This window comes from Campylobacter sp. RM12637, assembly GCF_020137645.1.
Taxonomy (GTDB): domain Bacteria; phylum Campylobacterota; class Campylobacteria; order Campylobacterales; family Campylobacteraceae; genus Campylobacter_E.
Genome location: NZ_JACGAV010000018.1, coordinates 1 through 22,372, shown reverse-complemented (window position 1 = coordinate 22,372; position 22,372 = coordinate 1). Strand labels below are relative to the sequence as shown.

General features: G+C 27.0%; 27 protein-coding genes, 5 tRNA genes and 1 pseudogene. 12 read left to right on the top strand and 21 right to left on the bottom strand.

Annotated elements, in window-relative coordinates; genetic code table 11:
- Window positions 1-9: 9 nt before the first annotated feature.
- The 13 genes from rplL to AVBRAN12637_RS08190 form a co-directional block, all read right to left on the bottom strand.
- Entirely contained in the window at window positions 10-384 is a 375-nt protein-coding gene (gene rplL, locus AVBRAN12637_RS08250; protein WP_214118192.1) for a 50S ribosomal protein L7/L12, read from the bottom strand.
- A gap of 18 nt (window positions 385-402) precedes the next feature.
- Window positions 403-882, bottom strand: coding sequence for a 50S ribosomal protein L10 (gene rplJ / locus AVBRAN12637_RS08245; protein ID WP_214118194.1), 480 nt, complete (start codon window positions 880-882; stop codon window positions 403-405).
- 185 nt (window positions 883-1,067) lie between these two features.
- Entirely contained in the window at window positions 1,068-1,769 is a 702-nt protein-coding gene (gene rplA / locus AVBRAN12637_RS08240) for a 50S ribosomal protein L1 (RefSeq protein ID WP_336615663.1), read from the bottom strand.
- A 56-nt stretch (window positions 1,770-1,825) separates the two neighbouring features.
- Window positions 1,826-2,251, bottom strand: a complete 426-nt coding sequence (rplK, locus tag AVBRAN12637_RS08235; RefSeq protein WP_214118198.1) for a 50S ribosomal protein L11 — start codon at window positions 2,249-2,251, stop codon at window positions 1,826-1,828.
- A 17-nt stretch (window positions 2,252-2,268) separates the two neighbouring features.
- Window positions 2,269-2,802: a transcription termination/antitermination protein NusG gene (gene nusG / locus AVBRAN12637_RS08230; RefSeq protein WP_214118200.1), complete on the bottom strand. Its 534-nt coding sequence runs from the start codon at window positions 2,800-2,802 to the stop codon at window positions 2,269-2,271.
- A gap of 9 nt (window positions 2,803-2,811) precedes the next feature.
- A complete protein-coding gene (gene secE / locus AVBRAN12637_RS08225; protein ID WP_336615662.1) occupies window positions 2,812-2,991 on the bottom strand; it encodes a preprotein translocase subunit SecE in 180 nt (59 codons plus the stop codon).
- Between the two features lie 15 nt (window positions 2,992-3,006).
- Window positions 3,007-3,082 (bottom strand) — tRNA-Trp (locus AVBRAN12637_RS08220).
- Window positions 3,083-3,086: 4 nt separating this feature from the next.
- A complete protein-coding gene (rpmG, locus tag AVBRAN12637_RS08215; protein ID WP_214118203.1) occupies window positions 3,087-3,245 on the bottom strand; it encodes a 50S ribosomal protein L33 in 159 nt (52 codons plus the stop codon).
- A 50-nt stretch (window positions 3,246-3,295) separates the two neighbouring features.
- Entirely contained in the window at window positions 3,296-4,495 is a 1,200-nt protein-coding gene (gene tuf, locus AVBRAN12637_RS08210; RefSeq protein ID WP_214118205.1) for an elongation factor Tu, read from the bottom strand.
- 62 nt (window positions 4,496-4,557) lie between these two features.
- Window positions 4,558-4,632, bottom strand: a tRNA-Thr gene (locus AVBRAN12637_RS08205).
- Window positions 4,633-4,740: 108 nt separating this feature from the next.
- Window positions 4,741-4,817 (bottom strand) — tRNA-Gly (locus AVBRAN12637_RS08200).
- An 8-nt stretch (window positions 4,818-4,825) separates the two neighbouring features.
- Window positions 4,826-4,910: transfer RNA gene (locus AVBRAN12637_RS08195), tRNA-Tyr, on the bottom strand.
- A 55-nt stretch (window positions 4,911-4,965) separates the two neighbouring features.
- Window positions 4,966-5,041 (bottom strand) — tRNA-Thr (locus AVBRAN12637_RS08190).
- A gap of 87 nt (window positions 5,042-5,128) precedes the next feature.
- Between AVBRAN12637_RS08190 and yaaA the strand changes: the two genes are divergently transcribed.
- The 6 genes from yaaA (at window position 5,129) to AVBRAN12637_RS08160 (ending at window position 8,153) form a co-directional block, all read left to right on the top strand.
- On the top strand, window positions 5,129-5,863 hold the full coding sequence (gene yaaA, locus AVBRAN12637_RS08185) for a peroxide stress protein YaaA (protein WP_214118207.1): 735 nt from the start codon (window positions 5,129-5,131) through the stop codon (window positions 5,861-5,863).
- A 1-nt stretch (window position 5,864) separates the two neighbouring features.
- A complete protein-coding gene (locus AVBRAN12637_RS08180; protein ID WP_214118209.1) occupies window positions 5,865-6,089 on the top strand; it encodes a hypothetical protein in 225 nt (74 codons plus the stop codon).
- Window positions 6,086-6,682, top strand: a complete 597-nt coding sequence (locus tag AVBRAN12637_RS08175) for an NAD(P)H-dependent oxidoreductase (RefSeq protein WP_336615661.1) — start codon at window positions 6,086-6,088, stop codon at window positions 6,680-6,682. The genes AVBRAN12637_RS08180 and AVBRAN12637_RS08175 overlap by 4 nt, the downstream gene beginning before the upstream one ends.
- Window positions 6,683-6,819: 137 nt before the next feature.
- The gene (locus AVBRAN12637_RS08170) at window positions 6,820-7,305 is read left to right on the top strand and encodes a hypothetical protein (protein ID WP_336615660.1); all 486 of its coding nucleotides are present in this window, start codon (window positions 6,820-6,822) and stop codon (window positions 7,303-7,305) included.
- Window positions 7,295-7,606: a hypothetical protein gene (locus AVBRAN12637_RS08165; RefSeq protein ID WP_336615659.1), complete on the top strand. Its 312-nt coding sequence runs from the start codon at window positions 7,295-7,297 to the stop codon at window positions 7,604-7,606. The genes AVBRAN12637_RS08170 and AVBRAN12637_RS08165 overlap by 11 nt, the downstream gene beginning before the upstream one ends.
- Complete coding sequence (locus AVBRAN12637_RS08160; protein ID WP_336615658.1) at window positions 7,587-8,153, top strand: hypothetical protein; 567 nt, start codon at window positions 7,587-7,589, stop codon at window positions 8,151-8,153. The genes AVBRAN12637_RS08165 and AVBRAN12637_RS08160 overlap by 20 nt, the downstream gene beginning before the upstream one ends.
- Window positions 8,154-8,191: 38 nt before the next feature.
- Here the strand turns inward: AVBRAN12637_RS08160 and AVBRAN12637_RS08155 are convergent, their stop codons facing one another.
- The 7 genes and pseudogenes from AVBRAN12637_RS08155 to AVBRAN12637_RS08130 form a co-directional block, all read right to left on the bottom strand.
- Window positions 8,192-8,890 carry a hypothetical protein gene (locus tag AVBRAN12637_RS08155; protein ID WP_336615657.1) on the bottom strand — a complete coding sequence of 233 codons (699 nt, stop codon included), beginning with the start codon at window positions 8,888-8,890 and terminating at the stop codon, window positions 8,192-8,194.
- A 542-nt stretch (window positions 8,891-9,432) separates the two neighbouring features.
- Entirely contained in the window at window positions 9,433-10,953 is a 1,521-nt protein-coding gene (locus AVBRAN12637_RS08150; RefSeq protein ID WP_214149829.1) for a YifB family Mg chelatase-like AAA ATPase, read from the bottom strand.
- Window positions 10,954-11,370: 417 nt separating this feature from the next.
- The gene (locus AVBRAN12637_RS08145) at window positions 11,371-12,264 is read right to left on the bottom strand and encodes a hypothetical protein (RefSeq protein WP_336615656.1); all 894 of its coding nucleotides are present in this window, start codon (window positions 12,262-12,264) and stop codon (window positions 11,371-11,373) included.
- Between the two features lie 548 nt (window positions 12,265-12,812).
- A complete protein-coding gene (locus AVBRAN12637_RS08140; RefSeq protein WP_336615655.1) occupies window positions 12,813-13,163 on the bottom strand; it encodes a glycosyltransferase family 2 protein in 351 nt (116 codons plus the stop codon).
- Window positions 13,154-14,848 (bottom strand): glycosyltransferase, encoded by a 1,695-nt coding sequence (locus AVBRAN12637_RS08135; RefSeq protein WP_442862437.1) that lies wholly within the window; start codon window positions 14,846-14,848, stop codon window positions 13,154-13,156. Before AVBRAN12637_RS08135 ends, AVBRAN12637_RS08140 begins: the two co-directional genes overlap by 10 nt.
- Window positions 14,849-14,944: 96 nt before the next feature.
- A pseudogene (locus tag AVBRAN12637_RS09845) lies at window positions 14,945-15,316 on the bottom strand (glycosyltransferase family 2 protein); the annotation flags it as partial.
- Window positions 15,307-16,203, bottom strand: coding sequence for a glycosyltransferase family 2 protein (locus tag AVBRAN12637_RS08130; protein WP_336615653.1), 897 nt, complete (start codon window positions 16,201-16,203; stop codon window positions 15,307-15,309). The pseudogene AVBRAN12637_RS09845 and the gene AVBRAN12637_RS08130, both read right to left, overlap by 10 nt.
- A gap of 76 nt (window positions 16,204-16,279) precedes the next feature.
- Here AVBRAN12637_RS08130 and galU point away from each other — a divergent pair, with 76 nt between their 5' ends.
- Together galU and AVBRAN12637_RS08120 are read left to right on the top strand one after the other, a co-directional pair.
- Window positions 16,280-17,101: a UTP--glucose-1-phosphate uridylyltransferase GalU gene (galU, locus tag AVBRAN12637_RS08125; protein ID WP_214118246.1), complete on the top strand. Its 822-nt coding sequence runs from the start codon at window positions 16,280-16,282 to the stop codon at window positions 17,099-17,101.
- Window positions 17,098-18,303, top strand: coding sequence for a glucose-6-phosphate isomerase (locus AVBRAN12637_RS08120; RefSeq protein WP_336615652.1), 1,206 nt, complete (start codon window positions 17,098-17,100; stop codon window positions 18,301-18,303). Before galU ends, AVBRAN12637_RS08120 begins: the two co-directional genes overlap by 4 nt.
- A 46-nt stretch (window positions 18,304-18,349) precedes the next feature.
- Here the strand turns inward: AVBRAN12637_RS08120 and AVBRAN12637_RS08115 are convergent, their stop codons facing one another.
- Complete coding sequence (locus AVBRAN12637_RS08115; protein WP_336609142.1) at window positions 18,350-18,979, bottom strand: c-type cytochrome; 630 nt, start codon at window positions 18,977-18,979, stop codon at window positions 18,350-18,352.
- A 168-nt stretch (window positions 18,980-19,147) separates the two neighbouring features.
- Here AVBRAN12637_RS08115 and modA point away from each other — a divergent pair, with 168 nt between their 5' ends.
- The 4 genes from modA (at window position 19,148) to AVBRAN12637_RS08095 (ending at window position 21,748) form a co-directional block, all read left to right on the top strand.
- On the top strand, window positions 19,148-19,840 hold the full coding sequence (gene modA, locus AVBRAN12637_RS08110; RefSeq protein ID WP_214118250.1) for a molybdate ABC transporter substrate-binding protein: 693 nt from the start codon (window positions 19,148-19,150) through the stop codon (window positions 19,838-19,840).
- A complete protein-coding gene (locus tag AVBRAN12637_RS08105) occupies window positions 19,827-20,507 on the top strand; it encodes an ATP-binding cassette domain-containing protein (RefSeq protein WP_336615651.1) in 681 nt (226 codons plus the stop codon). Before modA ends, AVBRAN12637_RS08105 begins: the two co-directional genes overlap by 14 nt.
- A complete protein-coding gene (gene modB / locus AVBRAN12637_RS08100; RefSeq protein ID WP_214149822.1) occupies window positions 20,495-21,157 on the top strand; it encodes a molybdate ABC transporter permease subunit in 663 nt (220 codons plus the stop codon). The genes AVBRAN12637_RS08105 and modB overlap by 13 nt, the downstream gene beginning before the upstream one ends.
- A gap of 135 nt (window positions 21,158-21,292) precedes the next feature.
- Window positions 21,293-21,748 carry a hypothetical protein gene (locus tag AVBRAN12637_RS08095; RefSeq protein WP_336615650.1) on the top strand — a complete coding sequence of 152 codons (456 nt, stop codon included), beginning with the start codon at window positions 21,293-21,295 and terminating at the stop codon, window positions 21,746-21,748.
- The last annotated feature ends 624 nt before the right edge of the window (window positions 21,749-22,372 follow it).

Genomic DNA, 22,372 nt, shown 5'->3' with positions numbered 1-22,372 from the left:
CTAAATAAATTATTTAAGTTCAACCTTAGCGCCAGCTTCTTCAAGTTGTTTTTTAGCTTCTTCAGCATCTGCTTTGCTAACACCTTCTTTTAATGTTGATGGAGTACCTTCAACAGCATCTTTAGCTTCTTTTAAGCCTAATCCTGTTAATGCACGTACTACTTTAATAACATTAATTTTGTTAGCACCTGAATCTACTAACACAACGTTAAATTCTGTTTTTTCTTCTTCAGCAGCAGCTGCAGCACCACCTACAGCACCAGCAACCATTACAGGAGCTGCACTAACACCAAATTTTTCTTCAAATTCTTTAACTAATTCAGATAGTTCTAAAACACTTAGATTTGAGATATATTCTAATACATCTTGTTTTGTAATTGCCATTTTTTATCCTTTATAAAATTATTCTTGTTCTTTTTTTTCTTTAAGTGCATTTAAACCGATTGTGAAATTTTGAATCGGCGCATTCCAAACTTGCAATAACATAGCAAGTAACTCTTCACGAGATGGCATTTTAGATAATGCAGTAATTTTATTAGCATCTGCAACTTCACCATCTATGTGACCAAACTTAACTTCAAACGCATTATTTTTTTCAGCAAATTTAGCTGCTACTTTTGTAACTGCTAACGCGTCTTCTCCCCAAAGATAAATATTTGTATCTTTAAGTGTTAAACCATTTTTGCCTGATTTTTCTAAAGCAATACTAGCTAAAGTATTTTTAATAACTTCTACTTTAACATTAGCAACTCTTGCAGAATCACGTAATACTTCTAATTGCTTAGTAATAATACCTTTATAATTACAAACAACAACAGCATTGTTTGTTGTAAATTCATCAGAAAGTCTAGCTATTAGTTCTTCTTTTTGGTTTCTTGTCATCGTTTCTCCTTTCCGATTTATGATTTAAGCAGAGAGACAAAAGTCAATTAAGTAATAAACCTCGGCTGTCACAAATCAAATTTTTATTTAAATTCTTTACGCAAAAAAACTAAAATAAAAATTTGAAAAAGAATAGCTATATTTTTAACATAAAAAGTTTAAAAAATAGCTATTCATAGAAAAAATTATTTTAAATCTAATAATTCTTGAGTTTCAAGTTTTAAACCTGGACTCATTGTTAAAGATAGAGTTGCACTCTTAATATATCTACCTTTTGCAGTTGCAGGTTTATGTTTATTAATTGCTTTTACAAAAGCACTAACGTTATTTAATAATTTTTCTTCAGAAAAACTAACTTTACCTACACCAGCATGAATATTTCCTTGTTTATCTACACGGAAATTAACTTGTCCTGATTTAGCATTTTTAACAGCTTGAGCTACATCCATAGTAACTGTTCCTGTTTTAGGATTTGGCATTAAACCTTTAGGTCCTAAAATACGGCCAACTTTACCAACTAGCCCCATTAAATTTGGAGTTGCTATTAATACATCAAAATTAATATTACCTTTTTGGATTTCTTCTACTAAATCATCATCACCAACAATATCAGCTCCTGCTGCTTTTGCTTCATCAGCTTTAATATCTTTTGCAATTACAGCTACACGAACCTTTTTGCCAGTTCCTTCTGGTAACACTACTGAACCTCTTACCATTTGATCAGCATGTCTTGGATCAACATTTAATTTCATTGCTATTTCAACAGTTTCATCAAATTTAGCTGATGATAAAGTTTTAATAACTTTAATACCATCATTTAGTGAATATTCTTTTGTTAAATCAACTTTTTTTAATAATTCTTGAATTCTTTTTGCTTTTTTTGCCATATTTTTCTCCGCATTTTTTAAAGTGCTTCCGCCTTAACCCGGCGGTTAGGTTCTTATTAATCTACTACTTCAACACCCATTGATCTAGCAGAACCTGCAATAATCTTAGCAGCTTGCTCACGATCTTTTGTGTTTAAGTCAGCAATTTTTCTATCAACAATTTCAAGTATTTGAGCTTTAGTTAGCTTACCTACTTTATTTTTTAAAGGATTATCAGTTCCTTTTGAAATACCTGCAGCTTTTTTAATTAAATCTGTAGCAGGTGGTTGTTTTGTTATAAATGTAAAACTTTTATCAGCATATACTGTTATAACTACTGGAATATTATATCCCGCCATATCTTTTGTACGCTCATTGAAAGCCTTACAAAATTCCATAATATTAACACCTTGTTGTCCTAAAGCAGGTCCTACTGGTGGTGATGGATTTGCCTTTGTTGCAGCTATTTGTAATTTAATTTCCCCAACAACTTTTTTAGCCATAATGACTCCTTAATTTATTAAATAATTTTTTCTACTTGTGAATATAGTATTTCAACCGGTGTACTTCTTCCAAAAATTGAAACATTAAGTTTTAAAGTACCCCTAACCATATCGTATTCTTCTACAATACCTGTAAAATTCGCAAATGAGCCTTCAGTAATCCTAACACTTTCTCCATTTTCAAAGAAAATTTTAGGTCTTGGAGCTTTTTTATTATTAGCTTTTTCTAAAATCAAATTAACATCCTTCTCACTTAAAGGAGTAGGTTTTTTAGATTCTCCAATAAATCTTCCAACTTTAGGCAATTTTTGAATTTTATGCCATAACTCTATATCTAAATCAATGTTTGCAAAAACATAGCTAGAATATAAACATTTTGCTGTAATTTTCTGTTTTCCATTCTTACCTGTTTCAATAACATCTTCTGTAGGAACCAAAACTTCTTTTAATCTATCAGAAATTCCATTTTCATAACATAATTTCTCAATAGCTCTTTTTACAGCCATTTCGCTACCTGCGTAAGTCTGAATTGCATACCATTTAAAATTCATCTCGCGCCCTTATAAAATACTCTTTAATGAAAAAGACATAATAAAATCAACAAAAGCTAAAAATAAAGAAATAACGGCAACTACAACAACTACCGTAATAAAAGCATTTTTTACTTGTCCTTTAGTTGGAAAAAATACTTTTGCTAACTCAGCTTTTGATAACTTAAAATAATTTATTAATTTTTCCATTTTAAAACCTTTAATTGGCAGGGCAAGAGGGATTCGAACCCCCAACCATCGGATTTGGAATCCGGCGCTCTACCGTTGGAGCTATTGCCCTAAAATTAGCTTTTTAACTTAACTTCTTTATGAACTGTATGTTTTCTTAATCTTGGGCAATACTTTTTAAGTTCTAACTTTTCAGTAGTATTCTTTGAATTTTTAAACGTACTATAATTAATATCGCCTGTTTCTTCGCATTTTAAACCAATTTTAATTCTCATAACATTTCCTTTTAGTTTTTAGAGTAGGTCATAAAACCTACTCATTTAAATTACTTAATAATTTTTGATACAACACCTGAACCAACTGTTCTACCACCTTCACGGATAGCAAAACGAGTACCTTCTTCAAGTGCAACTGGTTGAATTAATGATACAGTAATTCTTACGTTATCACCAGGCATAACCATTTCTGTGCCTTCTGCTAACTGAATAGAACCTGTAACGTCAGTTGTTCTTACATAGAACTGTGGTCTATAGTTATTAAAGAATGGAGTATGTCTACCACCTTCTTCTTTAGTTAAGATATAAACTTCAGCTTCAAAGTCTGTATGTGGAGTAATAGTTTTTGGTTTAGCAAGAACCATACCACGAATAACATCTTCTTTTTTTGTTCCGCGTAGTAATACACCTACGTTATCACCAGCTTCACCTTGCTCCATTTCTTTTCTAAACATTTCAACACCAGTAACTGTTGTTGTTTGAGTATCTCTAATACCAACGATTTCAATAGTATCTCCAACTTTAACGATACCTTTTTCAATACGTCCTGTTACAACTGTACCACGACCTGAAATTGAGAATACGTCTTCAATTGGCATTAAGAAATCTTTGTCAGTATCACGAACTGGAGTTGGGATATAGCTATCTACTTGAGCCATTAGCTCTAAAATTTTAGCTGACCATTCGCCATCTTTACCAGCTTTTGCTTCTTCTAAAGCTTGTAAAGCTGAACCAGATACGATTGGAGTGTCATCGCCTGGGAAATCATATGAACTTAATAATTCTCTAATTTCCATTTCAACTAGCTCTAATAATTCAGCATCATCAACCATATCAGCTTTATTCATAAATACTACGATATATGGAACACCAACTTGGCGTGATAATAGAATGTGCTCTCTAGTTTGTGGCATTGGGCCGTCTGCTGCTGAAACAACAAGAATAGCGCCATCCATTTGTGCAGCACCTGTAATCATGTTTTTAACATAGTCTGCGTGGCCTGGGCAGTCTACGTGAGCGTAGTGACGATTTTCAGTCTCATACTCAATATGAGAAGTAGCAATTGTAATACCTCTTTCTTTTTCTTCTGGAGCATTATCAATATTATCATAATCTTTAAGCTCTGCAAGACCTTTTCTTGATAAAACAGCTGAAATAGCAGCAGTTAAAGTAGTTTTACCGTGGTCAACGTGACCAATTGTTCCGATATTCACGTGTGGTTTATTACGTGAGAATTTTTCCTTTGCCATAATACTTCCTCCGTATTAATAAAATTAATTACTAGTCTAAAATTATTACCTTTTTGAATAAATGGAGCTCATAGTGGGACTTGAACCCACGACCTCTCCCTTACCAAGGGAGTGCTCTACCTCTGAGCCATACGAGCGCTCAGAAAAATTATAACTTTAGACAACAAATACACTAAAACTTAAACTATTTTTGGAAAAACTTGTGAAGCGATAAAAATTACAGCTCCCAGTTCTTGCAAAAAAGTTGGAGCGGGAAACGAGACTCGAACTCGCGACCCTCAGCTTGGAAGGCTGATGCTCTAGCCAACTGAGCTATTCCCGCATCTATAATGGTGGTGAGTCGTGGATTCGAACCACGGAAGGCAAAGCCAGCAGATTTACAGTCTGCCCTCGTTGGCCACTTGAGTAACTCACCTTTATTTATAAAAATAAAGCCTTTTTTGTTCTGGTCAAACACTGCTAAAATAAAATGGAGCTGGTTAAGGGACTTGAACCCCCGACCTGCTGCTTACAAGGCAGCTGCTCTACCAACTGAGCTAAACCAGCATAAATCAAAAATGAAAGACGGCATTATATGTAAAAATTTTTCATTTGTCAAGAGTAAGTTATAATTTTTTTAAAAAAAGGAGCAATATGAAAATTTTGTTTTCACCAAGTGAAGAAAAAATAAATAGCTTAAATGCTTGTAATATAGATGAATTAAAGATATTTTTTACTAATTTAAATTTAGACAATCTCTCAATAAAATCTCAATTTAGAAAATCATATATAAAGGAATATATAAATCATTTTGATAATTTAGAATTAATTTTTGGTGTTAAAAATACCCAAAATATATTAAATAATTTCTCTAATAAATTATATAAAGCAATAATTTTATACCAAGGAGTTAGCTATAAAGAATTAGATTACAATAGCTTAAGTAATGAAGAAAAAACATATATTGATGATAATGTAATTATATTTTCCAACCTTTTTGGACCTATTCTTGCAAATGATGAGATACCATTTTATAAACTCAAACAAGGGGTGAAATTAAACAAAATCAACCAAGCTAAAGAATATTTAAAAGATACAACAAATAATCTAAATGAAATAATAAAAGAATTTGCAATTGACCTTAGAGCTGATATTTATAAAGACTATTATCAAATTCAAATTCCACACGCAACTTTTATTTTTATGAAAAATAATAAGCAATTATCTCATAGTTCAAAAGTCTATCGTGGCAGGGTTTTAAGGCTATTAGCACAAAATAATATTACTAATATTAAAGAATTATCTAATATGATTTATACTAATTTTTCTGTAATAAATATAGAAAATATAGAAAATAAAACAATATTTTATATTGATATAAAGGATTAAAATGGGAAGCTTGTATTTACTAGTTATACTAATCGTATTTTTACTGATAGCATTTTTAATTACACAATATTTCAACGCAAGAATAAATCTATTAAAACAAAAAATATCAGTAATTGATGATAAATTAAACGAAGCAATGAAGCTAATAGAAAGAAATAGATTATTAATAGAAGATAATAAAGAAAATATATTAGCTCAAAAAAAAGCTAGAAAGGACGAAGAATGAATTATTTGCACTTATTAAAAACTCGTTTTGCTTGTAAGGAATTTAATAACGAAAAAGTTTCTCAAGCAAAAATCAATACTATTTTAGAAGCTGGAGTTTTAAGCCCTAGCTCATTAGGGCTTGAGCCTTGGACTTTTTATGTTTTACAAAGTCCTGAAAACATTGAAAAATTAAAACAATTTTGTAATTCTAAAAGACAATTTGAAACTTGTGCTTTTGCTGTAATTGTAGCTGCAAAAAATAATTTTGACCCAAAGGGTAGCGTAGTTCAAAATGCACTTAAAAGAAGAGAAGATTTTGATAAAGTTTATGAATTATATTCGCCTTATCTAAAGCGTTTAGAAACTAGAAACGCTCACGAATATGGAGCTTTACAATGCTATATAGCAGCTACAAATATGGTAAATTGTGCTCATACTTTAGGCGTTGATTCTTGCATTATCGGAGGATACGATGAAGCACCGATTAATGAAGAATTTTTACCAAAAGATGAATTTTGTGCTTTGGTTTTAACTTTTGGTTATAGAGCAAACGGGCAACCAAAGCATAAAAAAATGAGATTTTCGTTTAACGAAAAAGTAAAATTTATATAAATCTTACGAAATAGGAAAATTCAAATTCCTATTTCAAATTCTACAATTTTTTTTAAGCATTTTAAATAGTTTTAAGCATAAATTAAGAATGGGGGGGGGTATTATCTCGTTTTTATTTTATTTTAAAAGGATTAAAAATGAATGCGACGATTTTATTCTCTTCAATTCAAGACAAGTTGCCTAAAAAAATAGGTAGATTTAGAAAATTTCTCATAAAAAATATAAAGTCATCAGAACCTATTATGAGTAATGAAGAATTATTAAAAAAACTAGAAAGTTTAAGCGAGACCGAGCTTAACGAAGTTGCTACAATACTAAAAAAAGACAAGCTTGATAGTCCTGTTACTTGCTTTTGGCTTTATAATCTATTATTAGGTTGTTATGGTGTAGCTTGGTTTAGAATTAATATGTTTTCGGTAGGTTGTATGAAATTAATTTTATTAATAATAGCATCTAATCTCAAGGAAATAAATCCAGAGATATCGGGTATTTTAGATTTAGACAAATTCATTGCTTTTTGGTGCCTATTTGATTTATTTATAATAGGTGCAATTTTAAGAAATAAAAACTTAGAAAAGGTTAATAATATCATAGACTTAGTAAGGGCAAGAAATGCAAATTAAAAAGCCTTTTATTGATAGTAAAAACTATCCTTTCAAACTAATTTATAAAGATAAATATTTTGAAGTAGTAGTCGGAGAAGCACAGACAAATAAGGGTGAATTATCAATAGGCATAAGGACAAATCATTTTCCTAAGGATAATTTTCACAATGATTGTTATTTTATTTTCCCATCGCATTTTGGCGTTGAGTTTTTAAAATTATTTATATTAGACAATAACCCAAATAATGAAAATATCTCTCAAGCTATTACAAAAATATTTGAAGATAATAGGAGTAACAATGAAAAAAATAATAATTAGTTTATTTTTAAGCACATATTTAAGTGCTTTTAATTTTTCTTTTTTTGATAATACACCAAAATGCAATGATGAAGCAGCACTTGAAGCCCTAGAAGAGCTTATAAGAGAAAATGCTCCTGAAGTAATATTTAAATATGGCGTTATTAAAGCATTTCAAGATGAAGTAGAAAATACGATAATTAAAGTGCGAGAGTTTAAAGATTATGATTATTCATATAATGGTAATTTTGCCGAAAGCTACGCAGCAAATGCTTATAAACCTGTAATTGATTTATTAAATCAAATAATAAAATATGTAAGCAGTAATGTTAAGATGGATTTTTCTAGCTTTGTAACACTAAAAAACGAAGATGATAGAGCAAGATATTGTAATGCTGATTTGAAATTTATTTATCCAACTATGCCAAATGAATTAAGCAGTAAAATAACAGATGGTAAGATAAAAGGCATAGTTGTGAATGGTGGAGAAAACGAAACTACAATAAAATATAAAACTTATTACACAGATGATAAAGAGCAAGTTTATGTAGAGCTAATTGGTTATTAAAATATTTTTACTCAAACCTTTAAAGGCTTGAGTAAATTTTAAAATTTATAGCCTAGTTCAAAACCAGCTTTACCACCATGACCGATTAAAGTATTTTCATAGCCAAATTTTACTCCTGCATAAGTATTATTTGCAAAAGTATAACCAAGTCTTAAATCAACTTCAGGCGAAAAGCGTTTTGTAAAATCTACTTTTTTTGCAAAATATTTAAGATACACACCACCACTCATTGTAAAATTATTCTCAAATTGTTTTCTGGCAGCAACACCAGCCTTTAAAAACATTGATTTTGGTTTCATATCAAAAGCTAAGTTAGGTTCTATTTTTATAGCAAGATTATAAATCTTCATATATTCATCATCAAAAGTTACTTTTAAATTTTCATAACCTAAACCACCTAAAAATGATAAAGATACATCATTACTAACTAACACTCCATATCCAGCTAATACCTGTAAGCTAAGCAACTTTGCTTTAAAATTACCTTTAAATTCTATATTTTCATCTATATATTTATAATCAGTTTTATAATGTGAATAATCTAATTTTAAATCATATACAAAATTACTTTCACCTTCACTATAAAATTTATTCGTATAAATTTCATAGCTATAAAGATTTTTATTATCTACATTAAATTCAACATCTGATTCAACATTCGAACCATAAAAACCAAAACCAACAAAATTGCTTGCAAAAGCATTTACACAAATTAACGAAAAAACTAATTTTTTCATAATATCTCCTAAAATAATTTTAAAAATATAATAATACCCCCCCCCACTCTTAATAAAAGCTTAAAAATAAATTATTAAAACCAATTTTTAAGGAATTTAATTATTGATTGTTTTATAATCACAAAAATTTTTTAAGCAAAATAAGGAGCTAAAAATACTAAAAAATATGGGACAAAAATTTGCCAAAAAGCACGAAATAATAAATAATTTCAAAGCTTGTTATACCTTATTGGACGCTTATTATGAATTAACAAAAAAAGATGAAATAAATTACTCTTATCAAAACTTAGTATCAACAATACAAAAAGCTAAAAATTAATTCAAGAACTTGAAAGAGATTTTAATGAAGTTATATCTAAAGAAAATCTTGGTTTAGAAAAATATAATTTAATTGCCATTGATATAACAAAAAGAAAAATTGTTTATTCTCTGCTTTAAAAGGTATGAAAAGTATTATATGTGACAATCAATTGTTAGATTATTGATTTAACTTTAACTACTAATTTTAAATTCTTTAAAACTAAAGAATTTAAAATCAAAATCTAATGTTTTGCTCTATATCTAAAAGATAAAGCTATTTTTATATCTTTTTCGTTTATTTTTAATCTCTCTTCAAAATCAGCCAAAGACCTAGCAACCTTTAAAACCTTATTAGCAGCCCTAGCACTTAAATGATAATTATTAATAGCTTTGTTAAAAATATCTCTTGCACTATCTTCTAAAATGCAGTATTTTTTAATATCTTCATCGCTTAATTTACCATTAAATTCATCTTGCTTTCTTATCTCTTTTTGAAAGATAAAAGCCTTTAAAATCTCATCAGCTAAATCCTTGCTACTAACACTTGCTTTTGCGTTCATATCAACCTCATCAACTGCCACATATAAATCAATTCTATCATAAATCGGCTCTGAAATCTTGCTTTTATACCTTATAATATCACGCTCAAGGCATTTGCAATTTTGCTCTTTTTTAAAAAGATTTCCGCAAGGGCAAGGGTTTAAGGCTGATATGAATAAGAATTTAGTTTTATAAGATATTTTTGAATTAACCCTTGAGATATTGATTAAATTATCTTCTAAAGGCTCTCTTAGGCTTTCTATAATTTGCTTATTAAAATAAGTAAATTCATCAAAAAACAAAACCCCATTATTTGCCAAAGCAATTTCGCCTATCCTAGCATTTTTAGTCCCACCACCTAAAATTGAGCTAATAGTTGAGCTTCTATGCGGACTTCTAAAACTTCTAATAGACGAAAAATCAAGCTTCTCGCCATTTAAACTCCTATAAGCATTATTTTCTAAAATCTCATCAACGCTAAGTGGTGGCATTATATAAACTAGCCTTTTAGCGCACATACTTTTACCACTTCCAGGTGAGCCTTCTAGCATAATATTGTGCATTCCTAAAGCTGCTATTTTACAAGCTAATTTTGCTTGTTCTTGCCCCCTAATGTCTATAAAATCTAGTGGGTAATTTGTATTTTTTATATAACTTTTATTATTGATTTTGATTAAAGAATTAAAAATATTTTCATTATAGTTTATTCTGAATTTTTCTTTATCTTCGCTAGTAAAAAACTCAAAAGCTTCAAGTAAATTCCCGACAGCATAACACTGCAAATTATAAATCAAACTAACTTCATTTGCTAAGTCTTTAGGCACTAAGACCTTAGAATTTGGCTTAAATCTAGCTAAAAACAATAAAATAGAAAAAAGCCCCGAAGTGCTTTTAATATCCCCATTTAACCCAAGCTCTCCGAATACATAATAATCATTATCTAAATCTTTTTCATAAAAATATACTAAAAGTGCAATTGCTAAATCAAAATAACTACCATTTTTAGGAATATCTGATGGGCTTAGATTTATTACGATTTTTTTGCAAGGCATTGTAAAATCATCAAGATTAGCAAAAGCTGATTTTATCCTATCTACGCTTTCTTTAATACTCGTACTTGCTAATCCTACGATATTAAAGGCAGGTAAGCCCTTTGACATCATTGCTTCAATATTTATTATATTTAATTCATTTGTGTAAATTGCTGATTTTATATTTTTCATATTTTTACCTTTTCTTTAGAATACTTTAAGTTTATTAATACAAACCTGCAATTTATTTGATAATGTTCAAAATACAATTAAAATACATTCATTCTCTAATATCTAATTTTAAAGCTTCTTTATAAGCTTTAAGGTCATAATCTTCTACTTTTTTAATAAATTTATTAAATTCTTTTTCCATATTATCAATAGTAATGATATTTGTGCCTTCATTGATGGCTTTATTAATACGAGAATTTATATGTTTTTTATAATGTTGTTTATCATTTTGCCAATTGTTAATATTGTCACTAAATCTTTCGTTACCAAAGAAATATATTTTTGCAAATATTGTAACTTTATTGATTATTTATATTAAAAACACAAGACAATAGCAATATATAATGTTAAATATATACAAATATATAAATAATTATATTATTTTCTTAAAGTAAGTGTTTTTAATATTCTTTTTGGATTTCTTACATAAACTCTTATTTTTGAAAATTTCCATAAAATTTTTAAGATTTCTAGATAATTTTTTGTGCTTTTTAAATTTAAATCATCTAAAATCTCATACACTCGGTACTTATTTTTTAATTTTTCATATATTGAGTTTTTATTATATATATTATTTTTATTTATACCCATACCACGCCACATCTCATTATATAAATGAAGACATTTTTGACTAATATCTAAATTTGTATTTTTTAATACAAATTTTTCTACTTCATAACATGATACTTGACAAGTTTCTTTATAATCCAACGCTATTTTATCTAAACCAAATTTAATACATGCATCATTTAAAAAAACAGGACCTATAATTCCCCAAGGAATAACTTTTCTATTATCTATTAATTTTTCACTTTCCTTTATTAAGTATTTTCCAAATTCCGATTTTTTTGGAAATTTAAGCAATGATGTTGTAATTGATTGGTAAAATTTATCTTTGTTTTTAAGTTTTTCCTTAATAATTATAAAATCATTATCCATAGAAAAATTATTTAAACATATCATATCCAAGTCTACCCAAGGAATTCCTGTTATATAAATCATTTTAAATCTAAAATAATCACTAAATCCAGCAACTCCAACACCCCTATCATCACTGAACATATCTTCAAATTTAATAATTTCATTAGCGTCTTGAAGTTTAAAGTTTGAAAAGTTATTTTTGAAATAATTAAAAATCTTATCATCTAAATTATATGTATATAGATTAAATTCAAATCCATTATCTAGCCAGGATTTAATACATAAAATTTCAAGTTGTGATATTCCTTTATTTCCTAGTTTTGTATACCAAAAACTTGCTACTTTTTGCATTTTTAGACCTTCACTTTTTTATTGTTTTGTAAAATATTTTTATTATACTTTTAATATATGGAAATTTCAGATTATAATATATCATTTTTCTTTCATTATGATAATTCTTTAATTTTTTTAATATATTGTTTTTTAATTTGACTATATTGATGTCTATAGTATTAAAATCATTTATTATATTAATTACATATTTTTCATCATTTAATGCGCGTTCTAATTTTAATAAATCATTTGTTATCGTTGAAGAATCTAAATTATTTTGATAATATAGATAAAGATTATTTTTTAATGTCTTTATAGTATTAGTATAGTTTAATAGTGTAAAAAAACATAAAGCATCCTCTGCCATAATTATGTTGTTTAAATTAAATTTTAAAATGTTTAAATATAAACTTTTCTTAAAAACTTTATTACATAAATTCCAATAACATTTATTTATATTAATTATATATTGTATAAAATCTTTCGTTTTATATATATTATCAATAAATATATTTTCAAATACTTTGTCTTTATTTGTTATTTTGCAAAAATTAAAACAAAGCATATCAACTATAATATACCCCCCCCCTATAAACCATATTATTATAAGCTATTTCACATGCGTTAAGTTCTAATTCATCATCTGGGTCTAAAAACATAATTAATTCAGAGTTAGCATTTCTTACACCTATATTTCTAGCTTCATAAGTGCCTTTATTTGTTATATTATCAATAATTTTTATCCTACTATCTTTATTTGCAAATTCTTTTGCAATATCAATGCTTTTATCTTGACCTTTATCATCTACTACTATTATTTCTATATCTTTTAAAGTTTGTTTTATGCAGCTTTCAAGTGCTCTTGTAATATATTTTTCAACATTATAAGTTGGTAGGATTATTGATATTAGTGGCATTTTAATTTTCCTTGAATAATTTGCTTATAATAATTTGATTCCATCTCATCAACAATATCAGCGGAAAATTGCTTAATATTATTTTTAGCATTTGATATTAATATTGAATTTGGCTCTTCACATACTTGTTTAATAATTTCTGCTGTTTTTATATCATCAAAATAATTATCTAATAAAATAATATTTTCATTATGTTTAAAATTTGCATTAATTGGGGAAATATTAGAAGCTATAATACTACACTCACAAGCAGCTGCTTCTATATATACTATCCCAAAACCCTCACTTTTGCTCAGCAAACAAAAACAATCAGCAAAAGAATAGTAATATTTTAATTCATTATTTTTTACACTATCAATATGGATTACTTTATCAAGCACATCTAATTCTTGAGATAATTTTAAATAATAATTTAAGTCCCCTCTACCTATATGTATCCATCTATAATTACTTGGTAAATGCTTAAGGGCCTTTATTATTGTTTCTAAATTCTTCTCATCCGACATTCTAGCAACTGTCAAAATATATTTAAAACCATCCTGAAACACCAAAGGCTTACCATCTAGTTCTTTGACTTTATAAAAATCTGTTAATTTTACTCTATCAGGTAAATAGTGCATTTTGTTTTCATTTACACCCTTTGCTATTAATATGTCTTTTACAGCATAAGAAGTATAAAAAACATAGTCTGAATTAACAACTTCATCATAAATAAAACTATCTCTTTTATCATGAATACTACAAACTACAGGAATATTATCAACCTTATTTTTTACTGCAAAAGTAGAAGCCCAGTACCCACCATAAGCCCTTACTAATTTTGGTTTTATAATTTTTAGCATAAGCTTATAAGTATATTTACTAACCCCAAAAATATACATTCCATGTTTATATTTAAAACCTTTTTCATTAGGGCTTAATAAAAATACGTTTTTAAACACTTTATTTGGATTATAATATTGCTCAATATTTGTCATACCTGCATTTTCAATAGTTTTTAAACTTTCTGATGGAATTACAACCAAACTATGATAATTATTTTGAATAATTTTTAGTATTTTTCTTTTTTTATAAAAATAAAATTCTATAAACTCTATTAATTGTTTTTTTATCTTTTTTGTCTTTATTTCTAAAACAAAAGATTTAAACAAATAAAGTAAACCTAATTTTTTCATTTTTTTCAAATATTTTTTATTGTTTGTTTGAAAAAATTTATTTTTATAATACCTATATAATATTTTTTTATTTTTTATAAATGTAAGAAATTGCTTTTTCAATCTACTTTTCAATAATTGATTTTTAAAAAAATACATAATTTTATTGTTAGTTTGCTTTAATATCTTCTTTTCTCTAATATATATAAACAAATAAAAGTGATATATATATGAATTAGTAATTTCTTTATTAAAAACATTAGGAAATTGCTCTTGTAATGTTTCAAAAAATATTATTGTTTTTTTAAACAACTCTATTTCTAATTTAAACTTTTCTATATTATCTACCTTAGTAAGAGATGTTGGATTGTAATAATAATTATAAAGTTTATTTGGAATATACTTAAAATTATTAATAATACTAATTAAAACATAATTAAATATTACATCCTCATTAAAATTAATTTTTTTTACTGAATGATATTGAATAAATTGATATGCTTGTAAATATAATTTTTTTTTCAATAACATTCCCCACATAGTAAAATCAAAAAACTCTAATTGTTTTATACCTTCAATAACTTCATCATAGCTTTTTGCAATATTAAGAGATTGAGGCTGTGTTTTTGGAAAATCTATTAAGTTATATCCAAATCTTAAAACATTATAATTTTTATCAAAATTATTATAAGCAATCTCACAAGCATCAAGCTCTAATTCATCATCTGGGTCTAAAAACATAATCAATTCACTTGTAGCTACCTTTACCCCTTCAGCTCTTGCATGAAGTAATTTTAAATTTTCTTTATTATGAATAATTTTTATCCTACTATCTTTATTTGCATATTCATATGCAATATCAATGCTTTTATCTTGGCCTTTATCATCTACTACTATTATTTCTATATCTTTTAAAGTTTGATTTATGCAGCTTTCAAGTGCTCTTGTAATATATTTTTCAACATTATAAGTTGGTAGGATTATTGATATTAGTGGCATTTTAACCTTTCATATGATAACTTAACAAGCTTTTGTTGCTTAATACTAATTAATTTTAGCTTTAAATATTTTAAAATATTCTTTTTTTTATAAATTCTTCTTGAATATGAATAATATTCAGCTAATAATTTATTTTTACAATATTCTGAATAGTTTTTATTAAAATCGTTCATTTTTGAAATATTATCTATAAGTTCTATTACCTTAAAATATGAATACTCTACTGCTTTATATTTTTCACTATCATAACTTTTAGTGATAGATTCTATATCTTCATAATATTTATAAACAATATTACTATTTAGCAATATCCTATTACAAATATTTGCCAAAACATAGCTTATTAAAGCATCTTCTGCCATTACCAGCCTATTGTGCTTTCCTATAATTTCAATCACTTTTAAAAATAAATCTTTTTTAATCACCCTAGCGCATATACTCCATATGCTTTTTTCTTGCATATACTCAATGTTACCTAGAAGCTTATTATCACGCTTGATAAAATAAGAACTTTGGTTATTTATAATAGAAAACGCACTAAAGCAAACCATATCAATATTAGATTTCATACTTTCTAAAGCAATATCACATGCGTTAAGTTCTAATTCATCATCTGGGTCTAAAAACATAATTAATTCAGAGTTAGCATTTCTTACACCTATATTTCTAGCTTCATAAGTGCCTTTATTTGTTATATTATCAATAATTTTTATCCTACTATCTTTATTTGCAAATTCTTTTGCAATATCAATGCTTTTATCTTGACCTTTATCATCTACTACTATTATTTCTATATCTTTTAAAGTTTGATTTATGCAGCTTTCAAGTGCTCTTGCAATATATTTTTCAACATTATAAGTTGGTAGGATTATTGATATTAGTGGCATAAAAATCCTTATGTAAATATAAATTAACGCATTATTGCTAAACTTTTTTAATATTTATTAGCAAAAAGGAAGAAAGATGATAAAAACTTGCATATTTCCAGCAGCAGGTTATGGAACTAGATTTTTACCTGCAACAAAAACTTTACCTAAAGAAATGCTACCTATTTTAGATAAGCCATTAATACACTATGCTATGGAAGAAGCTATTGAAGCAGGACTTACAAATATAGGTATTATTACAGGCAGAACAAAAAGAGCTTTAGAAGATTATTTTGATATATCTTATGAGATTGAAGACGCAATAAAAGGCAGTGAAAAAGAAAAATTACTTGATGATGTTCGTAGACAAATGGAAGTATGTAATTTCACATTTACTAGACAAAGAAAAATGAATGGATTAGGTGATGCGATAAATTGTGCTAAAAATATGGTTAGTAATGAACCTTTTGGGGTAATTTTAGCAGATGACTTGTGTGTAAATGATGCTTGTGGTGTAATGAGCCAAATGGTAAAAGCATATGAAAAATATCGTTGCAGTATTGTTGCACTTATGGAAGTTCCAAATAAAGATACTAAAAAATATGGGATTATTGAAGGCGTAAAATTAGAAGATAATATTTACAAAATCACAGATATGGTTGAAAAACCAGACCCAAAAGACGCAAAAACAAATCTAGCAATTATTGGAAGATATATTCTAACCCCTGATATTTTTGATATTTTAGACAATACCAAACCTGGTCGTGGTGGAGAAATTCAAATTACTGATGCTCTTAATACTCAAGCAAAAGAAGGTAGATGTATAGGATTAGTATTTAGTGGTCTTAGATTTGATTGTGGTAGTGTAGAAGGTTTTTTTGAGGCGACTAAATACTTTTATGAAAGAGATTACAAATGATTACCTATCAAGAGTATTTTGAAAAAACTTCGCAAGAAAACATAAGCCTTTATCTAAAAAGAATGAATGAAGAAAGGCAAAGTGGCGAAGTTGGGTTTTATGATTTGCCTTTAGAATTTGATTTAGGAATTTCAAAACTTCAAAAAGTAAAAGAAAAATTTGCTAACAAAAGTCATTTTATAGTTATTGGAATGGGTGGAAGTAGTGTTGGCACTAGGGCGATTACGAGTTTTTTGGGGATAAAAAATATTGATTATTTAGACAATATTTCAAGCACTCTTTTTAATGAAATATTAGAAAAAATTGACCTTGAAAAAACGCTTTTCATATTAGTATCAAAATCTGGAAATACAATTGAGTGTATAAGTTATTTTAGGATTTTGCTTGATGTTTTAGGTTTAAATGTAGATGATTTAAAGCATCACTTAATAGGAATTTGTATGCAAAATACCAAATTTTATGAGTTTTTAAAGACAAATGAAATAACGCATTTTGATATAGAAGAAAATGTTAGCGGTAGATTTTCAGTGCTTAGTAATGTTGGACTTGTGCCGTTATTTTTAGCAGGGGCTAATGTTGATGAGCTTATCAAAGGCGCTAAAGATTGTATGAACGAGCAAAAAACAAAAGAACATATACTTAATCTAGCCTACACGCTAAGCACAAAAATGATAAATAAAAATTATGTTTTATTCACTTATTGTGAAGAATTACGCCATTTTAACGAATGGTTCGTTCAGCTTGTAGCCGAAAGTCTTGGGAAATTTAAAGAATATAAACGCGTAGGACTTACACCAATTAGTCTAATAGGACCAAAAGACCAGCATTCGTTTTTACAACTCATAATTGAAGGGCCAAAAGATAAATTCGTAGAATTTATCCGTATAAAACCAAATCCAAATAGCCCCAAAATAAAGCACATAAAAGGACTTGAAAATCTTGAAAATCAAAGCGTAGGACATAGTTTAGATGAGCTACTTTATGCTCAAAGCAAATCGTGTCTTGATGCGATAAAAGCTGAAGGAATAGAAACAAGTCTAATTGAGCTTGATGGCAAAAGTGCTTATAATATCGGATATTTAATATACTATTATGAGTTATTAGTTGGTGCTTGTGGGCTTATGATAGGCATTAGCACTTACGATCAACCTGGTGTTGAAAGTGCAAAAAAACTTCTAAAAATATTATTAACTACAAAATAATCATAAAATAAAATTAGGAATTTCAAATTCCTAATTTTTAATTATCTTATAAAGTCTTAATGTATTTAGCTAAAGCTTTAAAATCTTCATCATTTAGATTTTTTACTTGTAATTGCATAGTTTTTTGAGATTTACCACCAAAAGTTCCCGCCTTATATCCACTTAAAGCTTCATAAATTTCGCTCTCGCTTAAAGTATTTATTACAACTTCAGCCCCAGGAGCTAATTTTTCTGCATTTTTTCCATGACAGGCAATACATTTTTTAAATAAAGTCGCCGCATCAGTTTTTAAAACATTTTCAACACTACTACTAACCTTATCAATACCATCAGTAATTGCTTTAGCTGCACTATCTGTGCTTTCTTTTATCGTATTTGCAACTTCATTAGTGCTTTCTTTTAAATTGTTAGCAACGCTTTTTGTAGTATCACTGATGCTATCTACTGCAGAATTTATCATAGGTTCAACTTGATTTGCAGCAGTATTTATATGTTCATCAACCTTTGTTGCCACATTATCTACAATTGTATCTATTTTCTTAGCCACTTCTTCAGTGCTTGATTTTACATTTTGACTAAGCTCTTGAGCTGGTTTTTGCTCTTCTTTTTTATCATCACAGCCTGTTTGAATTATTAAAGCACTAATTGCTGCTAAACTTAAAAATATTTTTTTCATATTTTCTCCTTAAATAAATTAAAAGGCAAAATACTAGCATTTTTTAATAATTGTAATATTAAAATAAAAAATTAATTTATTATATATTATTTTATATAATAAGCTTTTAAATTCAGTTTTGTTAAAGATTTTTTAATATATAATTTTTTATATTTTAAAGGAGTAAGTATGAAAAAAGCATTATTATTTTTAAGTTTAAGTTCTTTTGCATTAGCAAATACTTTAAATATCGCAGCAGCTGCAAATATAAGCTATCCACTAAACGAATTAAAGCAAAAATTTGAAAAACTACACCCAGATATAAAACTTAATGTCAATACAGGTGCTAGTGGTAGCTTTAACGCACAAATTAAAAATGGAGCAAATTATGATGTATTCTTATCTGCAAATATGGAATTTGCTAAAGATTTAGAAGAATTAACTAAAAATCAAGCAATCACTTATGCAAAAGGAAAGCTAATATTATTTTCAGCTAAAAAAAAGCCTAATTTAGATGATTTAAAAACCGCATCTTGTATAGCTATAGCAAACCCAAACACAGCTCCTTATGGAAAAGCAGCTAAAGAAGTATTAAATCAAATTCCAAATAGTTCAAACATAATAACGGCTACAAATATTTCAGCAACATTACTACAAGCTACAAAAGCTTGTGATTATGCTTTTGTAGCAGCGTCTAGCGTAGAGCAAATTAAAGAATTGGGTTTTAGTGATGAAAACATATTAAAAATTGATGATAAATTATACGAACCAATTTTACAAGGTATGATAATTACAAGTAAAGAAAAAAATGCTAAAGTGTTTTATGATTTTATATTAAGCCCTGATGCAAAGGAAATTTTTAATAAATATGGCTATGAATGAGCTGGATTTAAAACACGATTTTAAAGACTTTAAAATAAATGCTAGATTAAGCTTTGATGATGGAGAACTTATCGCGTTGTTTGGTGATAGCGGAAGTGGTAAAAGCACTATTTTAAAATTAATAGCTGGGCTTATTAATAAGCCTTTGCTAAAAGATATTGCTTTTTTATTTCAAGATTGCACATTATTTGATAATTTTAATGTATATGAAAATCTAGTTTTTACAAATACTAAAACTCTTTTAGATGATTTAAAATATATTCTTGGTAAAAAATTAGATAAAAATACAAGTAATTTTTACGATGAATTATTAAAACTAGCTAATTTAGAAGAGCACAAAACTAAAAAAATCAGCACTCTAAGCGGAGGACAAAAACAAAGACTAGCATTAATTTGCGCCTTAAGTAAAAATGCAAAATGTATACTACTAGACGAGCCTTTAAGCGCACTTGATGATAGTAACAAAATAGCACTTATAAAACTAATTAAAAAAATAAATCAAGACTACAAAAGAACAATTATTTTTGTATCTCATTCGTGTTTTGAAATAAATGCCCTTGCTGATAAAATATATTTTGTAAAAAATGGTAGTTTTGAAAAATGTCTTAATAAAGAAGAATTTTTTATAGAAAAAATCCAGAATAATGAGTTTTTATGCAAGAATTAACACCAATTTTCTTATCACTTAAGTTATCTTTCGTAACTACTATAATATTATTTTTTATTTGCTTATATCCTGCATTTTATCTAAGCCAAAAAGAGTTTTTTGGTAAAAAAATACTATTAAGCATAATTTCATTGCCACTTGTGCTACCCCCTACCGTTTTAGGCTTTTATTTATTAGTGCTTTTAAGTCCTAATAATTATTTAGGGCAATTTTTGGCTAATTTTGATATTAAACTTGTTTTTAATTTTAAGGCTTTATTGATTGCTTCAATAATTTATTCTATGCCTTTTATGTTTAATCCTATTTATAGTGCGTTTAATGCTTTGCCTAAAAATCTTTTTGATAGAGCTAAATTACTTGAAAAATCTCAAGCTAATATAATATTTCGCCTTTGTTTGCCGCTAATAATCCCTAGTGTAATAAGTGCTAGTGTTATGAGTTTTGCTCATACTATGGGAGAATTTGGTGTAGTAATGATGATAGGCGGTAGCGTAGCAGGAGAGACAAAAGTCGCTTCTATTGCCGTATTTGAAGCATTAGAAACACTAGATTTAAATAAAGCAAATGAGCTTAGTATAATATTATTAGCTATTTCTTTTATTATTTTATTTGCCTTACAATTTATAAAACAAAATAAATATAAATCCTAATTCAAATTCTTTAAACTAAAGAATAAATAATGATAAAAATTGAGAGTATAGAGAATATAATAGGTTAAAAGCTGTAGGGTAAAACTTAAAGGAAAGCTTATTTTTAAAATAAAATAAATAATATAGGAAAATATTATGCAAAACAACAATGAACCTATTTTTATAATGAATAGAAAAAAATCTTTTTTCGTATCTCTTTATTATATATTTGTTTTTATATGGGATTTAGCAACTTTACTGATTGGAATATGTTTTATAGATTTAGATAATTTTTTAGCAAATATTATTGGTTTTATTATAGTTGCTATTATACCTTATCATTTTTTTTGTGCAATTGATATTAAAACGGTTATTTGTTATGAAGATTTTTTCATAATTAAGAGAAAGTTTTGCACTCAAAAGGTTTACTATAGAAAATTTAAAGATTATTGGTTTTTTACTTCTATTACTAATAATAATATAGTAGTTAGGTTTAAGAAATTTAAATTTCCGATACATATAAATCAAAATATGTTTACAAAAGATGAAATTAAAAATTTTATTGAAATTTTAGAAAAAAATAATATAAAGCGTTATAGTTGGTTTGATTAATTAAGTATTGTAAATACTACTGAAAGGATTTTATGAAACTAGTATTTCTTGCTATGATAGTTGTAGGATTTGCATTCTTATGCGAAGCTTACCCGTATAAAAAATTTAATGCTAAACTTTTCTTTAAATGTGTATTTTACTTTCGTTATTTTAAAGTAATTTCAAAAGAATATAAACCAAAAGATAAAAACCACATATATTATAATTTTATAGAAAATTTTCTTTATTATTTTAAATTTGTAATATTAGTTCTTTCATATACGCTTTTTTATTCTGGAATACTATTGTTATGCCTTAATCTAACCCTTTAGATTAAAAATTTATAAGTTATATTATTAATCTAAAAAATTAATTTACTAACAACTCAATTTAAATCTAATAAGCAAGGCTAAGCCGCTATTATAAATCTTATTAATTATATTAACACCGCACCAACAATTCAATCAATCACTAAATCCACTAATTTATAAGCTATTTTTTTATTACACTAAAAATAATACTATAATCATTTCCTAAATCATCTTATAAAGCATTTTAGAAATAACTCTTATCAAACTACATTAAAAATATTTAAGATAAATTCCTATATTAAATAAAATAAAAATTTATCTATCAATTTGTATC

Bases quoted from the DNA above. Each gene is read 5' to 3' on its own strand.
- rplL (WP_214118192.1), bottom strand. From the start codon at position 384: ATGGCAATTACAAAACAAGATGTATTAGAATATATCTCAAATCTAAGT.
- rplJ (WP_214118194.1), bottom strand. From the start codon at position 882: ATGACAAGAAACCAAAAAGAAGAACTAATAGCTAGACTTTCTGATGAA.
- rplA (WP_336615663.1), bottom strand. From the start codon at position 1,769: ATGGCAAAAAAAGCAAAAAGAATTCAAGAATTATTAAAAAAAGTTGAT.
- rplK (WP_214118198.1), bottom strand. From the start codon at position 2,251: ATGGCTAAAAAAGTTGTTGGGGAAATTAAATTACAAATAGCTGCAACA.
- nusG (WP_214118200.1), bottom strand. From the start codon at position 2,802: ATGAATTTTAAATGGTATGCAATTCAGACTTACGCAGGTAGCGAAATG.
- secE (WP_336615662.1), bottom strand. From the start codon at position 2,991: ATGGAAAAATTAATAAATTATTTTAAGTTATCAAAAGCTGAGTTAGCA.
- rpmG (WP_214118203.1), bottom strand. From the start codon at position 3,245: ATGAGAATTAAAATTGGTTTAAAATGCGAAGAAACAGGCGATATTAAT.
- tuf (WP_214118205.1), bottom strand. From the start codon at position 4,495: ATGGCAAAGGAAAAATTCTCACGTAATAAACCACACGTGAATATCGGA.
- yaaA (WP_214118207.1), top strand. From the start codon at position 5,129: ATGAAAATTTTGTTTTCACCAAGTGAAGAAAAAATAAATAGCTTAAAT.
- AVBRAN12637_RS08180 (WP_214118209.1), top strand. From the start codon at position 5,865: ATGGGAAGCTTGTATTTACTAGTTATACTAATCGTATTTTTACTGATA.
- AVBRAN12637_RS08175 (WP_336615661.1), top strand. From the start codon at position 6,086: ATGAATTATTTGCACTTATTAAAAACTCGTTTTGCTTGTAAGGAATTT.
- AVBRAN12637_RS08170 (WP_336615660.1), top strand. From the start codon at position 6,820: ATGAATGCGACGATTTTATTCTCTTCAATTCAAGACAAGTTGCCTAAA.
- AVBRAN12637_RS08165 (WP_336615659.1), top strand. From the start codon at position 7,295: ATGCAAATTAAAAAGCCTTTTATTGATAGTAAAAACTATCCTTTCAAA.
- AVBRAN12637_RS08160 (WP_336615658.1), top strand. From the start codon at position 7,587: ATGAAAAAAATAATAATTAGTTTATTTTTAAGCACATATTTAAGTGCT.
- AVBRAN12637_RS08155 (WP_336615657.1), bottom strand. From the start codon at position 8,890: ATGAAAAAATTAGTTTTTTCGTTAATTTGTGTAAATGCTTTTGCAAGC.
- AVBRAN12637_RS08150 (WP_214149829.1), bottom strand. From the start codon at position 10,953: ATGAAAAATATAAAATCAGCAATTTACACAAATGAATTAAATATAATA.
- AVBRAN12637_RS08145 (WP_336615656.1), bottom strand. From the start codon at position 12,264: ATGCAAAAAGTAGCAAGTTTTTGGTATACAAAACTAGGAAATAAAGGA.
- AVBRAN12637_RS08140 (WP_336615655.1), bottom strand. From the start codon at position 13,163: ATGCCACTAATATCAATAATCCTACCAACTTATAATGTTGAAAAATAT.
- AVBRAN12637_RS08135 (WP_442862437.1), bottom strand. From the start codon at position 14,848: ATGTTATTGAAAAAAAAATTATATTTACAAGCATATCAATTTATTCAA.
- AVBRAN12637_RS08130 (WP_336615653.1), bottom strand. From the start codon at position 16,203: ATGCCACTAATATCAATAATCCTACCAACTTATAATGTTGAAAAATAT.
- galU (WP_214118246.1), top strand. From the start codon at position 16,280: ATGATAAAAACTTGCATATTTCCAGCAGCAGGTTATGGAACTAGATTT.
- AVBRAN12637_RS08120 (WP_336615652.1), top strand. From the start codon at position 17,098: ATGATTACCTATCAAGAGTATTTTGAAAAAACTTCGCAAGAAAACATA.
- AVBRAN12637_RS08115 (WP_336609142.1), bottom strand. From the start codon at position 18,979: ATGAAAAAAATATTTTTAAGTTTAGCAGCAATTAGTGCTTTAATAATT.
- modA (WP_214118250.1), top strand. From the start codon at position 19,148: ATGAAAAAAGCATTATTATTTTTAAGTTTAAGTTCTTTTGCATTAGCA.
- AVBRAN12637_RS08105 (WP_336615651.1), top strand. From the start codon at position 19,827: ATGGCTATGAATGAGCTGGATTTAAAACACGATTTTAAAGACTTTAAA.
- modB (WP_214149822.1), top strand. From the start codon at position 20,495: ATGCAAGAATTAACACCAATTTTCTTATCACTTAAGTTATCTTTCGTA.
- AVBRAN12637_RS08095 (WP_336615650.1), top strand. From the start codon at position 21,293: ATGCAAAACAACAATGAACCTATTTTTATAATGAATAGAAAAAAATCT.